Consider the following 15,572-nt stretch of genomic DNA (forward strand, 5'->3'; position numbering starts at 1 on the left):
GCTCTGATTCAGAGCCTTTTTACTTTCTACAAGTTATTAAGTGAGAAAAAATTGCGTTACATCATGGCGCAAAGCATACCGTTCAATATCGCTGAACCTGTAGAATGACCCTATTTTTCATTATCTTTAGGAGTATAAGATGTTCTTAATTGAGTTCCTTATCGTATTAGGATGTATCCTAATTGGTGCAAGGATTGGTGGTATTGGGCTTGGTGTGATGGGCGGTATTGGCCTTGCTGTACTGAGCTTTGGGTTTGGCATGCAACCAACCAGCCCACCGATTGATGTGATGTTGATGATCATGGCCGTGGTTGCAGCAGCAGCCTCAATGCAAGCGGCTGGCGGTTTAGATTATTTGATCAAAATTGCCACTAACATTTTGCATAAAAACCCTCGCCACATCACTTTCATCGCCCCTTTGGTAACTTACTTTTTTACAATGATGGCTGGTACAGGTCACGTGGCCTATTCAGTACTGCCCGTTATTGCTGAAGTGAGCCGTCGCAGTGGTATTCGCCCAGAACGTCCTTTAGGTATGGCGGTGATCGCGTCACAATTTGCGATTGTAGCTAGCCCAATTGCGGCCGCCGTCGTGGCGTTAGTCGCCTTCTTAGAACCACAAGGCATCACGCTAACGGATGTGTTGATGATCACCATCCCAAGTACCATTCTTGGTTTGGCTTGCGCGTGCTTATTCGTCAATAAAATCGGTGTTGAGCTGAAAGACGACCCAGAATATCAACGTCGCTTGCAAGACCCAGAATTTCGCGCAGAGATGGAACAAGAAGTATCAATTGCTGATATTCAAATCACGCCACAAGCGAAAAAATCGGTCGGGCTATTTTTGTTCGGTGCCATTGTGGTGGTGGTGATGGGTGCATTGCCTAGCTTGCGCCCACAATTTAACGGCTCAGCCATGGGGATGGCGCACACGATTGAAATCGTGATGCTGTCTATCGCGGCGCTGATCATTTTACTGTGCAAACCTGACGGCAACGCCATCAGCCAAGGTTCCGTATTCCATGCAGGTATGCGTGCCATCGTGGCGATCTTCGGTATCGCTTGGTTAGGTGACACCTTCATTGCTGGCCATGGTGCCATGGTCAAAGAAGCGGTCTCTGGCTTAGTGGAAGTCGCACCATGGACATTCGCGTTCGCATTATTTGCTCTGTCGGTGATGGTCAATAGCCAAGGCGCAACAACAGCCGTGTTAGTCCCTGTTGCAATAACCTTGGGTTTGCCACCAGCCATTATTATTGCGGTTTTCGTTGCCGTTAACGGTTACTTCTTCATTCCAAACTACGGCCCTATCATCGCATCTATCGACTTTGACCGGACTGGTACCACCCGTATTGGTAAGTATATTTTCAACCACAGCTTTATGCTCCCAGGCTTGTTAAGCATGGTGTTTAGTATTGGTTTTGGTTTGTTGTTCTCCAATATTTTGATGTAATCTCTACTATTGTTATAAGGGAGCTTTGGCTCCCTTTTTATTTGTCACGTATAAAATATTGATACATATCAATAAAGCAATAAATAATTACTTCTCTTCACTCATTCAGCTTAATGAATAAAATTTCAATATATTTACCCTACAACGATTATCCGCCTATCTCCATGTCTTCGAATAAAAAGCGTAAGAATATAATTCCATTATTTACACTCAATTACCCTAAATTAAATTCCCTAAAAAAATGGTGTGTAACTCGGTACTATTGTTTTGTGAAGCAAGACAAAGTTACGCTTTAAAACTCACCTTAGAATTTATACAGATATCTGAGCAAGTGAGCATTTATGTTCACTTAATAATAATTAAAACTTTTCATTTAACGTATTTAATTGAAGTTCCAATAACTTTTTATTCTTTCACCCCTAGTAGATAATATTTTAATGGGCTGGAAGACTGAAGAACATTAGCCGCTGAACACACTCAGAATCTCGTTGTTCTCTGAGTGTAAGGAGATCGCTATGACAACCCAAACTGTATCCACGGAACCTAAAGGTGGCTTCTTTGCTAACTTTAAGTTTCCTTCCGCTTACACCATCCTTTTCATTCTAATTGCTCTTGTGGCCCTTTTAACCTGGATTGTGCCTGCCGGTCAGTATCAGCGCACCATGAATGAAGAACTGGGCAAAGAAGTGCCTATTGCGGGAACTTATCAACACGCAGAAGGTAACCCACAAGGGGTGATCGATGTGTTGATGGCACCGATTGACGGCTTTTATGACCACAACAGCTACGAAGCGGCCGCGATTGACGTGTCTCTGTTCATTTTAGTCATTGGTGGCTTTTTGGGCCTAGTGACCAAAACAGGTGCGATTGATGCGGGCATTGAACGCGTAACAGCGCGGCTTGAAGGGCGTGAAGAGTTGATGATACCCATCCTGATGGCGCTGTTTGCCGCAGGCGGTACGATTTACGGTATGGCGGAAGAATCCTTACCTTTCTACACCTTACTCGTACCTGTGATGATGGCCGCTCGTTTTGACCCACTGGTTGCCGCCGCTACCGTACTGCTTGGCGCGGGTATCGGTACGCTGGGCTCCACTATCAACCCGTTTGCCACCGTAATTGCGGCCAACGCAGCGGGCATTCCGTTTACTGATGGCATCATGTTGCGCTTAGCAATGTTAGCTGTCGGCTGGGTTATCTGTGTACTGTACGTGATGCGCTATGCGAAAATGGTGCAAGCAGATCAAAGCAAATCGATTGTGTACGACAAGTACGAAGAGAACAAAGCTCACTTCCTTGGCAACCAAAGTGGAGAGAAACTCGAATTCACCGCCACCCGCAAAGTTATTTTGACCATTTTCGCGGCCGCTTTTGGCGTGATGATTTATGGTGTATCTGTTGCTGGATGGTGGATGGCTGAGATCTCAGCGATGTTCTTGGGCGCAACCATCATTATCGGTTTAATTGCTCGTATGAGTGAAGAGGAATTCACTACCAGCTTTATTGATGGCGCACGAGACCTACTAGGCGTAGCGCTGATCATTGGTATCGCACGCGGCATTGTGGTGATCATGGACCGCGGGATGATCACCGACACTATTTTGTTCTCAGCCGAGCAAATGGTTACTGGCCTTTCATCCATCATTTTTATTAACGTAATGTATTTACTGGAAATTCTTCTCTCTTTCCTTGTACCTTCGTCTTCTGGCCTTGCGGTATTAACCATGCCCATCATGGCTCCATTGGCTGACTTTGCAGGCGTTGGTCGCGACCTTGTCGTCACGGCTTACCAATCAGCTTCAGGGATAGTCAACCTCATCACGCCAACTTCTGCGGTAGTGATGGGCGGCTTAGCAATTGCTCGTGTACCTTATGTTCGCTGGGTGAAATGGGTCGCACCACTGTTAGGCATATTGTGCGTATTCATTATGCTATCTCTCAGCCTAGGTGCGATGCTATAGCGCCAAACTGATGAACGATATGTCGTAGGTGAAAACCGCGTCACACCCTCTAAAAGCCGCATGATTGCGGCTTTTTTATTGGCGGGCCGACTTAGGCTCATTGGCTGCGCAGCTACTCAGTTCTAAACATGATACGGTTAGCCAAATCACGAAATGATGGGTTTCAACGTCGTTAGATAACCATTAGTTTTGATGGCTATTTTTTTATAGCAATCGGCTGGGATAAATAACCACTTTTGGTGACTAAATAAAACGCGGCCTATATTCCTTTATCACCAAATTCAGATCGCCTGCTATTTCATCTCTCATTTTCCGTCCTCTATTACGCCAATTCAGACAAAACATCTACATTAGAAAGCCTGCGTGAGATCAAGTTTTATTAAGAAAGTTATGTTAACACAGCCCATTTCTTCGACTCATATTCAACTATATACCCTTTTCAAGTGCATATTCTTAACCCATTCGATGAATTATCGATGGGTTTTTGGTGCATAAAATTCCCAACCAAAATACCGATCCTATATGGAGTAGTGCTGCGTGAGATTTAAATTGAATGAACATCCATAAAAAAAGCAGTAATAAATATAACACTCACAATATAAACACTGCATAAACATTGTTAAAAAACTATTATTTTCGCCGAATTTCAATATAAATCATTCTGTGATGGACCTCTAAGAACATATACAGACCAAGGGTAATATTAATTGCAGAACAAAGAAGTGAATAAATAAATTCATACTGAATTCCCTACAGAAATAATTATGTATTTATCCAGAACAAGTTGAATTTAATGTCAAAAATATAACGGCATAAATGCATATAAATTAAGAGAGATACTATTATGAGTAAGTTATATGTTGGTTCTGAAATTGGTCAATTACGTCGAGTTCTTGTTCACCGCCCAAGACGCTCACTCACTCACTTAACACCATCCAACTGTCACGACCTTTTGTTTGATGATGTATTGGCCGTAGAACGTGCGGGGAAAGAGCATGATGCGTTCACACAAACGCTACGTGACCAAGGTGTTGAAGTTTTACTGCTGACCGATCTATTAGCCGACACGCTAGCGGTTCCCGTCGCAAAAGAGTGGCTCCTTACTCAACAAGTATCGGATTACCGCCTTGGCAAAACATTTGCGAATGACGTGCGCTGCTACCTCAGCGATCTGCCAAACCTTGAATTGGCAAAAATCCTGACAGGTGGTTTGTCTTACGCTGAAATGCCAATGAAATCCTCTTCAATGATGCAAGGCTTGCATGCACCAACCGATTTCATCATTGAACCACTACCAAACCATCTATTTACTCGCGATACGTCTTGCTGGGTATACGGTGGCGTGTCAATCAACCCGATGGCAAAACCTGCACGTCAACGTGAAACCAACCATGTGCGTGCGATTTACCGCTGGCATCCAAGCTTTGCGGGCCAAGACTTCATTAAATACTTCGGTGATGACGAGAGCATTAATTACGATAATTCAACCATTGAAGGTGGCGACGTTCTTGTGATTGGCAAAGGTGCAGTACTGATTGGTATGTCTGAGCGCACCACAGCGCAAGGTGTTGAACACTTAGCTGCGGGCCTATTTAAACATGGCCAAGCGAAGCAAATCATTGCGATGGAACTACCAAAACACCGCTCTTGCATGCACTTAGATACCGTCATGACACACATGCGTGAAGACACCTTCTCTGTTTACCCAGAAGTGGTACGCAAAGATGTGAAATGCTGGAGCCTCACAGGCGATGAGTCTGGTGCCGTGAACGTCAAAGAAGAAGGTTACTTCGTGACCGCCATCGAAAAAGCACTTGGCGTCGATAAACTCAACCTAATCACAACGGGCGGTGACAACTTCAACGCAGAACGTGAACAGTGGAACGATGCAAACAATGTCCTAACCGTCAAACCTGGCGTAGTGATTGGCTATGAAGGCAACACCTATACCAATGAAAAATACGACAAAGCAGGCATCACTGTTCTGTCTATTCCTGGTGACGAATTGGGCCGTGGCCGTGGCGGTGCACGCTGCATGAGCTGCCCAATTGAGCGTGACGGTATCTAGCCCTTAGGTTAATCAAATGGGTTGAGGCAAATTTCCTCTGCACGCCTCAACCCACCTTAGAAGAGATAGAATTATGAGCAAACAAACTGTTGTTGTTGCATTAGGTGGAAACGCGCTACTTCGTCGTGGTCAGCCATTAGAAGCAGATGTTCAACGTCGCAACATTGAAATTGCAGTCAAAACCATTTCCGAAATAGCCAAACACTATAACGTGGTGCTGGTGCATGGCAATGGCCCTCAAGTTGGCCTGCTGGCACTACAAGGTCTCGAATACAAAAAAGTAGCGCCGTACCCACTCGACGTATTGGGCAGTGAAACTCAAGGGATGATTGGCTACATGTTGATGCAAGAGTTCAAAAACATGCTGCCTGAACGCAACATTTCGTGCATGTTGACCCAAATGATGGTCGACCCGAAAGACCCTGCCTTTGCCAACCCAACCAAACCGATTGGCCCAGTTTATCAAGAAGCAGAAGCGCGTGAATTGGCTGAGAAATACCACTGGACAGTCAAGCCTGACGGCCAATACTTCCGCCGTGTGGTTCCGAGCCCTCAACCGATAGGCATCGTCGAACATGATGCGATTTCCCAGCTTATCAGTGCTGGTCATTTAGTGATTTGCACCGGTGGTGGCGGTATTCCAGTCAAACGTGAAAACGGCAAATTAGTCGGTGTAGAAGCAGTGATCGACAAAGACATGTCTGCTGCCTTTCTTGCCAAACAATTGAACGCCGACGCGCTGCTCATTTTGACCGATGCTGACGCCGTTTACCTTGATTGGGGTAAACCAACCCAACATGCGCTGCGCAGCACAACGCCAAGTGAGCTTGCCAACTATCAATTTGATGCTGGTTCTATGGGGCCAAAAATTGAAGCCTCGTGCGAATTCATTCAACAAGGCGGGAAAGTCGTTGGGATCGGCGCGTTAGAAGATGGCCTACGCATCTTAGAAGGCACAGCAGGTACCAATATTACGCGTGACTAACACATTGTTTTTAAAATCTATTTTATAAACCGAATCTGTTTTTAACTTTAAACAAATAGTAACGCTTTCTTCCACCCTCTCATCAGAAGCAAGCGTTGCAAATGAGGAAAAGATCATGGCTTTTAACTTACGCAATCGTAACTTTCTAAAACTTCTTGATTTCACTCCACGCGAAATCCAGCACCTATTGGATCTATCCCTTGAGCTGAAAAAAGCCAAATACAACGGTTATGAGCAGCCTCGTCTCAAAGGCAAAAACATTGCACTTATCTTTGAAAAAACCTCAACTCGCACTCGCTGTGCATTCGAAGTAGCAGCGTTTGACCAAGGTGCTCAAGTCTCCTACTTAGGCCCATCAGGCTCACAAATTGGCCACAAAGAGTCGATGAAAGATACCGCGCGCGTCTTAGGCCGCATGTATGACGGCATCGAATATCGCGGCTTTGGTCAAGAGATCGTTGAAGAGCTTGGTGCCTACGCTGGCGTACCAGTATGGAACGGCTTAACTGACGAATTCCACCCAACACAAATTCTGGCTGATTTCCTTACCATGATCGAACATGGCCGTGGCAAACGCCTCCATGAAATGAAATTTGCCTACCTCGGTGATGCACGCAACAACATGGGTAACTCCTTGATGGTGGGCGCTGCGAAAATGGGCATGGACATTCGCCTTGTTGCACCAAAAGCGTTCTGGCCAACCGAAGAATTAGTCGCGGAATGTCGCACTATTGCAAAGCAAACAGGCGCGAAAATTACGCTTACAGATGATGTTCAAGAAGGCGTTCAAGGCTGTGATTTCCTTTACACCGATGTTTGGGTATCGATGGGCGAAGCGAAAGAAGCATGGGCAGAGCGCATTGAATTGATGCTGCCTTACCAAGTGAACATGGCGATGTTAAAAGCTACTGGTAACCCACATGTGAAATTCATGCACTGCTTGCCTGCATTCCACGGCGAAGATACCACCGTTGGCAAAGAGCTTGCGAAAAACTACCCAGTGCTTGCCAAAGGCGTTGAAGTGACCGATGAAGTGATTGAATCTGAGCATTCCATCGTGTTCGATGAAGCTGAAAACCGCATGCACACCATCAAAGCCGTGATGGTGGCCACCTTAGGTAACTAACTTAGGTAACGAATAGTAGATAATGAATGTAGGCGATGAATCGTCTACTTCATCTCTTTGATGTTGAATCGATGCGAGCTTGAATAAAACTCGCATTTTTTTTCAGTCAATAACACTCACAAATCGCGCTTATGCTTTAGCTGTAAACGCGTAGTAAATAACATCGAAATCAAGCTAATTTCGCATAAAAATCCATTTTCTGGATATTTTCCAAAGAGTATTGCCAGCGTGTTTTTTGTCCGTATAATCCTTCGCAATTTGTCTAAACGGAGCAGAAAATGAACCGCAGCACTCCCCATCAACGCCATCCATTACACCCGGCGCCGGTCGAGTTAGCTGTTTTGTTTTTCTGTTCTGAACGTTATTGAAGCCTCCTATTTTAGGGGGCTTTTTTTTAAGCAAAATTTCGCAAAGGCTAGTAGCCAAAGCGAACCATACAGAGGGAAGACACGTTATGGCGCATTCGTTATTTAACAAGCACATCATTTCCATTCCAGAACTGAGCCGCGCGGAACTGGATCTGATTGTTGAAACTGCAACAAGGCTTAAAGCGGAACCAAACCCTGAACTTCTCAAAAATAAAGTGGTGGCAAGCTGCTTCTTTGAACCTTCTACACGTACCCGTTTGTCGTTTGAAACGGCAGTGCAGCGCCTAGGCGGCACAGTGATTGGTTTTGATAATGGCGGCAATACGTCACTTGCCAAGAAAGGGGAAACCTTAGCTGACTCGGTGCAAGTTATTTCCTCTTATGTCGATGCATTTGTCATGCGCCACCCACAAGAAGGCGCTGCACGTTTAGCCTCTGAGTTTTCCAACGGCGTTCCCGTAGTCAACGGTGGCGATGGTGCTAACCAACATCCAACCCAAACCTTGCTCGATCTGTTTTCCATTTATGAAACGCAAGGCAGGCTCGATAACCTTAACGTCGCGTTCGTCGGCGACTTAAAATATGGCCGCACCGTCCATTCGCTCACCCAAGCCTTATCGAAATTCAACAATGTACGTTTCTTTTTTATCGCCCCAGAAGTGCTGGCGATGCCGGATTACATTTGCGAAGAGCTCTCAGAGGCTGGCATTGCGTTTAGTTTGCACGCCAGCATTGAAGAGGTCGTGCCTGAACTGGATGTGCTGTACATGACGCGCGTACAAAAAGAACGCTTTGATGCATCCGAATACGCACATATGAAATCGGCTTACATCTTAACCGCAGAAACATTAAAAGAAGCGCGCCACAATTTAAAAGTGCTGCACCCACTGCCTCGGGTCGATGAAATCACCACCGATGTCGATAAAACACCTTACGCCTATTATTTCCAACAAGCCGAAAACGGCGTTTATGCGCGTGAAGCTTTATTAGCCCTTGTTCTTAACCCAACCTTATAAGTAGGAGATAAAATCATGGTAAAAGAGACCCAATTGCAAGTTGAAGCGATTCGTAACGGTAGCGTGATTGACCATATCCCTGCCAACCTTGGGATCAAAATTCTCTCTTTGTTTAAGTTAAATGAAACCAATCAACGTGTGACGATTGGCCTAAACCTACCCTCTTCTGCGTTAGGTAATAAAGATCTGATTAAAATAGAAAACCTTTATCTCACCAAAGAGCAAGCGAACCAATTAGCACTGTATGCCCCGAAAGCCACCGTCAATCAAATTGAAGAGTATAAAGTGGTCAACAAACTGACCCTCACTTTGCCAGAGAGAATTGACAGCGTATTTCGTTGCCCAAACAGCAACTGCATCTCTCATGGCGAGCCTGTCGAGAGCCGCTTTAAAGTGCAACTCAAACAAGAGAATGTGCATCTCAAATGCCACTATTGTGAGAAAGTATTCTCGCGCGAAATAATGACTGAACGTTGCTAAAACAGCACTAAGCGCGCATCCATCGCGTTTACAGCCCTGCCAGCCTCCAGCGTCCTAACTCGGCGCTGGACCAACTTACGAATCTTGCATATTTCCGTGCATATTATTCCATCAAATCAACATAAAACGCCAAAAATCAATCGGTAATCTAGTTTATTATTTGGTGATCCCCCGCAAAAAGCGACACATTGATTAATGTTAAGCTACAGGCATCAATAATAATCCCCCACCACTTATAGAGGGGAAAAGAGCAATGCTCAACCGTTGCGCCATTGGCGTTAAACATAACGTGAACTCACACTCTATGGCTTTGGGAGTGTGCTGGCATGGTAAGGATCACCGATACCCCAGACGCAGTAGCGTGTATAAAAGGAACCGCCCGTGAACAGAAAAATCCCCCACGGCGCAATGCAAACCGATGACAAAACGTTAGCTTCCGCTTGTAAAAAAATCCTACAACAACAAAGTTTTGCTAACCAAAATGAGCTACGACTCAGGCTAATAGAGCTCGGCTACGAAGGCATTAGCCAATCCACTGTGTCACGCTTGCTTTCCCAACTTGGTGTGGTGAAAGTGCAAAATGCGTGTGGGAAAAAAGTGTACTGCATTACGGTCGAAACCGCACCAGTGCGTGTTGAGTCATCTATCGCCTCACAAATTGAGTTTATCACTCACAATCAATCCACTGTGGTGGTGAAAACTCATCCTGGAAGTGCTCAATTGGTCGCGCGATTGGTTGATATTGATCCCCACACTGAGATTTTAGGAACGGTCGGTGGTAATGACACTGTGCTTATTATTCCCAAAGACATCAATAATATTGAAGCGTGTGAAGCGGTGGTGAAAACTCGCCTAGGTGTCGCTTAACCCCCATCGCCCAGCCAAGTGAGGTCCACAACCTCACTTGGCTTTTCTCGCTTCACTGCCTCATCAGCGACGATTTTTCCATCACTGTGAAACTTATTGCGCCGAAAAGCGGTCTGATTGGGTTAAGATGACACTCACCTAATGAAGACTCGATTTTTGTATGCGCCTACTCTTTTCCTTTGTACTGCTAGCTCTGCTGACACTTTCCCAACCTGCGTTGGCGGTCTTCGGCAATGACAATCCATTCAATAGTGGTAACAACCTCGGTTTGGCCTCAGCCGACAATCAATTTGTCCCAGTTGACCAAGCGTTTCCTTTTCATGCCGAGCAGCAAGGTAAGCAGATCTTCTTAGATTGGCAGGTCAAGCAGGGCTATTACCTCTACCAAGATCGGATCAGTATCAGCGCCGAAAATGCACAGCTTGGTGAAATCGAGATGCTCGATGGTCAGCCATATCACGATGAATTTTTTGGTGATGTGAAGATTTATACTGAGCCACTGTTTGTCGACGTACCGCTCCTCAGTGCAGCAGCGAACGCCAAATTAATTATCCAGTACCAAGGGTGTGCAAAAGCGGGCTTTTGCTATCCACCAGAAACGCGAATTATCGACCTTCAAGCTGTGGCAAGCGATACTCGCTCTGACAACAACACGGCGGCCAATATGGCGAAAAGCGAAACAGATTCGCCAAAAGCGCCCGTGGCTGAACAAGACGGGCTAGCAAACCGCCTCGCCGATTCTTGGTGGACACCGCTACTCTTTTTAGCACTTGGCGTTGGCCTAGCCTTTACCCCTTGTGTACTCCCTATGTACCCGATCCTCACCAGTATCGTGCTTGGTCGTGGTCAACTTTCACCACGGCGCGCGTTGATTTTGTCGTTTATTTACGTGCAAGGTATGGCGCTCACTTATACCGTACTTGGCCTAGTCGTCGCTTCGGCTGGGTTACAATTTCAAGCCGCGATGCAGCACCCTTATGTACTGATTGGTCTCAGTACCCTATTTGTGCTACTCGCCCTGTCGATGTTTGGCGTTTATACCTTGCAACTGCCAAGCAAAGTGCAGACGTGGCTAAACAGCCTGAGTAATAAGCAGCAAGGCGGTAGCAGTGTTGGCGTGTTTGCCATGGGCGCGATTTCCGGTTTGGTTTGCTCACCGTGCACCACCGCGCCTCTTTCTGGCGCGCTGCTGTATGTCGCGCAAAGTGGCGACCTATTCACGGGGGCGATTGCACTGTATGCCTTAGCTATGGGCATGGGGATTCCGCTGATTTTGGTCGCCGTGTTTGGTAACAAACTACTCCCCAAAGCCGGTGGCTGGATGGAGAGAGTCAAAACACTATTTGGCTTTATTTTACTGGCTGCGCCGATCTTCTTACTTGAACGCTTATTGCCACCAGTGTGGTCAACGGCGCTCTGGTCTGCGCTTGGGATCGTCGCGTTTGGTTGGCTCTATCATTGTAAAAACAGCTTGCCGTTTGGTGGCTGGAAACAGAGCATGGTTGGCATTATTGCGGTATTGGGTCTGTTTGCTTCAGCGCAACCTGCACTAGATGTGTGGTTTAAGCCAGAACAAACCAACCTAGCAAGCCGTAGCCATGTCGAGTTCATTCGGGTGAATAATATTGCCGAGCTCAACTTGCAGTTGAGCCAAGCCAAATTAGCAGGTAAACCCGTCATGCTCGATTTCTACGCCGACTGGTGCGTGGCGTGTAAAGAGTTTGAAAAGTACACTTTCCATCAGCAAGAGGTCGCGCAGAAACTGCAAAACTTTGTGCTATTGCAAGCGGACGTCACCAAAAATCAGCCACAAGATATTGAGCTGCTCAAGGCGATGAACGTGCTAGGGTTACCGACGATTGATTTTTGGAATGCGCAAGGTGAACGCGTTTCAAACGCACGTATCAGCGGTTTTATGCCAGCCGATCGCTTTTTAGCACACCTCATCGCCCACCAGCTTTAAGGTTTACCGATTATTGCCGACTGTTTGAGCAAGCCATTGCAACCGTCGGCAATAATAGCGCGTGAACGCCATCACTTCTTCTCGAACCGCCTGACATACACCACTCTCAGATCAGGCTCAGTCACTACTAAGTATCAGACAAAAAGTGGATACAGTTCAGACTTTTAGCGTATAAAGATTGTTCAGCGAGAGATCGCGGTCAATAATCGATTTAACGACATTGCTAAAAGTGTAAAACGTCATGGATTCGACCTACACCATCATCATTGCTGACGACCACCCTCTGTTTCGCAATGCGCTATTTCAATCGGTGCATATGGCGATAAGCGGTGCCAATTTATTGGAAGCGGATTCGCTAGATGCCCTGTTAGCCTTATTAACCAAACAGAGCGATGTGGATTTGCTGTTGTTGGATCTCAAAATGCCAGGCGCAAATGGGATGTCAGGGCTCATTCACTTGCGAGCCGAATACCCTGATTTACCGATTGTGGTGATTTCAGCCAGTGAAGAACCTTCGGTGGTAGCGCAAGTAAAAAACCACGGTGCCTTTGGTTTTATTCCTAAATCGAGTGACATGCGCGCGCTGATCTCGGCGCTCAATCAAGTCCTAGCCGGTGACCCATTTTTCCCTGAAGGGCTAATTGCCAATCACGCCGCATGCAATGATTTAACCAAGAAAATTGCCGCCTTAACCCCGCAACAATACAAAGTATTAGGCATGCTCTCTGATGGGCTACTCAACAAACAAATCGCCTATGAGCTTAATGTTTCTGAGGCGACCATCAAAGCGCATATGACGGCTATTTTCCGTAAACTTGGGGTGAAAAACCGCACTCAAGCAGTAATTTTACTCAATGAGTTGGGCGAGTAGTCGGCTACTCGCTCGCTTCATCTAACGTCTCTTCTAAAGGTAATCGCAAACCGACTTTGGTTGCTTGCCAATCGGCCACGTCCGCCACGACCAGATACAGACCTTGCCATTCAAAATGGTCACCCAGTACTTGTGTGGCTCCGAGCTCTTGGATCAGTAAATCGTTGAGCGTCATCTCTTGATTGAGGTGCTCAATCGTCAAACCATAATAAGCAGCAACGTCAACGAGTTTTGCATCCACATCCAAAAAGAAGTCACCAAAGAAGCGCTCTAACGAGGCTTTTTCTGGCGCTTCACTGAATAGGTTGCTCAGTGATTCGAGATCTTTCTCCTGTGCTAACACGCACAAGACATCGCCCTCTTGCAACTTGGTGCTGCCCGATGGGTGAAGCAGTTGCTCGTCACGAAATACAGCGGTAATACGTGTTCCTTCAGGCATAGAAAGGTTGCGTAATGGCTCACCAATACACCATTTATCTTGTTTGAGTTTATAGACCAACATTTCCCATTCGCTGCACGGGTATATCTCAACACCGGTACGTGAAATTGGCTCAGGTTTGGGCGGTAGTTCAACGCGAGCCAAAGCGGCCGCTTTCATCAAGGTTCCCCCTTGTACCACTAGCGACACCATCACCACGAAGAAGGCTAAGTTGAAATAGAGCTGCGCATTCGGTAAACCGGCCATCATTGGGAAAACCGCTAAAATAATGGGTACAGCGCCGCGCAGTCCAACCCAAGAGATAAACCACTTTTCACGCGCAGTAAATGCTTTGAATGGCAATAAACCAATCCATACAGAAATGGGGCGCGCAAACAAAATCATACCAAAGGCGAGCGCAAAGCCGGGCACCGCAATGGTCAGCAATTCAGAAGGTGTGACCAATAACCCAAGCACCAAGAACATACCAATTTGGCTAAGCCACGTCATCCCATCCAGTACGTTCAAAATGGAATAGCGGCAACGGGTCGGTTTATTGCCCAACAGTAAACCTGTCAAGTAGATGGATAAAATACCACTGCCGCCGAGTGAATTGGACAGCGCAAAGATAATCAAACCGCCACTGATGGCCAAAATAGAATAGAGCCCTTCTGGAAGTTGATTGCTATTAATCAGCTTCCAGAGCAGCCAACCTCCGGCTAATCCAAATAAAGCCCCGAGGCCAAATTGCTGGATAAAACTCAGCAGCAAGAATCCTGCGCTGAGATCATCGCCTTGGCTACCCAGTACCGCAATTAACGTCACGGTTAAAAACACCGCCATTGGATCGTTAGTGCCCGATTCTATCTCTAACGTTGAACCGACGCGCTCATTCAAGCTTCTCCCTTTAAGCAGGGAAAAAACCGCCGCCGCATCGGTTGAGCCAACAATCGCACCCACCAAAATACCTTGCAGTAATTCCAAATTAAACAGCCATGCCGCCATCAAGCCAGTGAGAATAGTGGTGATCGCCACCCCAAACGTCGCTAACGAAACTGACGGCCAAAAGGCAATCCGAAAACTGGCAACACGGGTACGCATGCCGCCATCCAATAAGATGATGGCAAGCGCTAAGTTACTGACTAAATAAGCAATCGGATAATTATCAAATAAGATGCCACCGGGGCCATCCTCCCCAGCCAACATACCCACCAATAAAAAAACGAGCAGAATAGGAATTCCTAACTTAGAAGAGACTGGACTTAACAACACACTTAATGCAATCAGCAAAGCACCTACGAGAAAAAAACCATTGATAGCGATTGCATCCATATTCCTTCCTTATTGATTTAATTATTATTGATTGAATAACCAACATAAATTCGCGTTCCATTGTGCCTTAGTTTAATCCGTTTTTAAGACAACTTTATGTAAACATTGATCGTTTTTATCGCGGCATGAATAACCAACCACATAAAAAATCGTTAACTCGCCATGAGCGATTTTCCAATCAAGAGCTTATGATCTTATACTTTTGGCTAATTTAACATTTATTCAACATAAGAAAGGCCTTCTAAATTGAGGCATTTCATTTAGTTACAATGAATTGGAAAAAACAACCTCCCGACTAAAGTTGCACAGACCCATCACCCTTTCACTGCTATCTTAGTTTTGTAACATTAAATTAACACTACGATATGCAAACCGAAGGAGAAGGTCATGGCGTTCCAATCAACCGAACATGCTCAAGCCTACTGGAAGGAAAACTTGGGAATTATGGGCTCACTGCTGGCAGTGTGGTTCTTGGTATCATATGGTGCAGGCGTTCTTTTCGTCGACGCACTTAATACGATTCATTTAGGCGGGTTCAAACTAGGGTTCTGGTTCGCACAACAAGGGTCCATCTATACCTTTGTCGCCTTGATCTTTATTTACGTTGTGCGCATGAATGCGCTCGACAAGAAATACAACGTGCAGGAAGACTAAGAGGTTTACG

General features: G+C 46.0%; 12 protein-coding genes. 11 read left to right on the forward strand and 1 reads right to left on the reverse strand.

Going from position 1 to position 15,572, the window contains the following annotated elements; translation table 11 throughout:
• Positions 1-139 precede the first annotated feature (139 nt).
• The 10 genes from AACT18_RS04485 (at position 140) to AACT18_RS04530 (ending at position 13,158) form a co-directional block, all read left to right on the forward strand.
• Positions 140-1,453, forward strand: coding sequence for an anaerobic C4-dicarboxylate transporter family protein (locus AACT18_RS04485; protein ID WP_017042196.1), 1,314 nt, complete (start codon positions 140-142; stop codon positions 1,451-1,453).
• Positions 1,454-1,968: 515 nt separating this feature from the next.
• Positions 1,969-3,414 (forward strand): YfcC family protein, encoded by a 1,446-nt coding sequence (locus tag AACT18_RS04490; protein WP_094124620.1) that lies wholly within the window; start codon positions 1,969-1,971, stop codon positions 3,412-3,414.
• A gap of 844 nt (positions 3,415-4,258) precedes the next feature.
• Positions 4,259-5,482: an arginine deiminase gene (gene arcA / locus AACT18_RS04495; RefSeq protein ID WP_017046788.1), complete on the forward strand. Its 1,224-nt coding sequence runs from the start codon at positions 4,259-4,261 to the stop codon at positions 5,480-5,482.
• Positions 5,483-5,555: 73 nt separating this feature from the next.
• The gene (gene arcC / locus AACT18_RS04500; RefSeq protein WP_013855827.1) at positions 5,556-6,467 is read left to right on the forward strand and encodes a carbamate kinase; all 912 of its coding nucleotides are present in this window, start codon (positions 5,556-5,558) and stop codon (positions 6,465-6,467) included.
• 115 nt (positions 6,468-6,582) lie between these two features.
• The gene (locus tag AACT18_RS04505) at positions 6,583-7,593 is read left to right on the forward strand and encodes an ornithine carbamoyltransferase (RefSeq protein WP_013855826.1); all 1,011 of its coding nucleotides are present in this window, start codon (positions 6,583-6,585) and stop codon (positions 7,591-7,593) included.
• 454 nt (positions 7,594-8,047) lie between these two features.
• Entirely contained in the window at positions 8,048-8,977 is a 930-nt protein-coding gene (pyrB, locus tag AACT18_RS04510) for an aspartate carbamoyltransferase (RefSeq protein ID WP_094125584.1), read from the forward strand.
• Positions 8,978-8,992: 15 nt separating this feature from the next.
• Positions 8,993-9,457 carry an aspartate carbamoyltransferase regulatory subunit gene (pyrI, locus tag AACT18_RS04515; RefSeq protein WP_017042201.1) on the forward strand — a complete coding sequence of 155 codons (465 nt, stop codon included), beginning with the start codon at positions 8,993-8,995 and terminating at the stop codon, positions 9,455-9,457.
• A gap of 408 nt (positions 9,458-9,865) precedes the next feature.
• A complete protein-coding gene (locus AACT18_RS04520; RefSeq protein ID WP_088718009.1) occupies positions 9,866-10,324 on the forward strand; it encodes an arginine repressor in 459 nt (152 codons plus the stop codon).
• Between the two features lie 160 nt (positions 10,325-10,484).
• Positions 10,485-12,287 (forward strand): protein-disulfide reductase DsbD, encoded by a 1,803-nt coding sequence (locus tag AACT18_RS04525; protein WP_094125585.1) that lies wholly within the window; start codon positions 10,485-10,487, stop codon positions 12,285-12,287.
• A 241-nt stretch (positions 12,288-12,528) separates the two neighbouring features.
• Complete coding sequence (locus tag AACT18_RS04530; RefSeq protein WP_094125586.1) at positions 12,529-13,158, forward strand: response regulator transcription factor; 630 nt, start codon at positions 12,529-12,531, stop codon at positions 13,156-13,158.
• A 4-nt stretch (positions 13,159-13,162) separates the two neighbouring features.
• Here AACT18_RS04530 and AACT18_RS04535 read toward each other — a convergent pair whose 3' ends face one another.
• Positions 13,163-14,908 (reverse strand): potassium/proton antiporter, encoded by a 1,746-nt coding sequence (locus AACT18_RS04535; RefSeq protein ID WP_013855819.1) that lies wholly within the window; start codon positions 14,906-14,908, stop codon positions 13,163-13,165.
• 387 nt (positions 14,909-15,295) lie between these two features.
• On the opposite strand from AACT18_RS04535, the gene AACT18_RS04540 reads away from it, so the two are divergent.
• A complete protein-coding gene (locus tag AACT18_RS04540) occupies positions 15,296-15,562 on the forward strand; it encodes a DUF4212 domain-containing protein (protein WP_013855818.1) in 267 nt (88 codons plus the stop codon).
• Positions 15,563-15,572 lie beyond the last annotated feature (10 nt).

The organism is Vibrio sp. V04_P4A5T148 (assembly GCF_963875605.1).
Lineage (GTDB): Bacteria > Pseudomonadota > Gammaproteobacteria > Enterobacterales > Vibrionaceae > Vibrio > Vibrio anguillarum.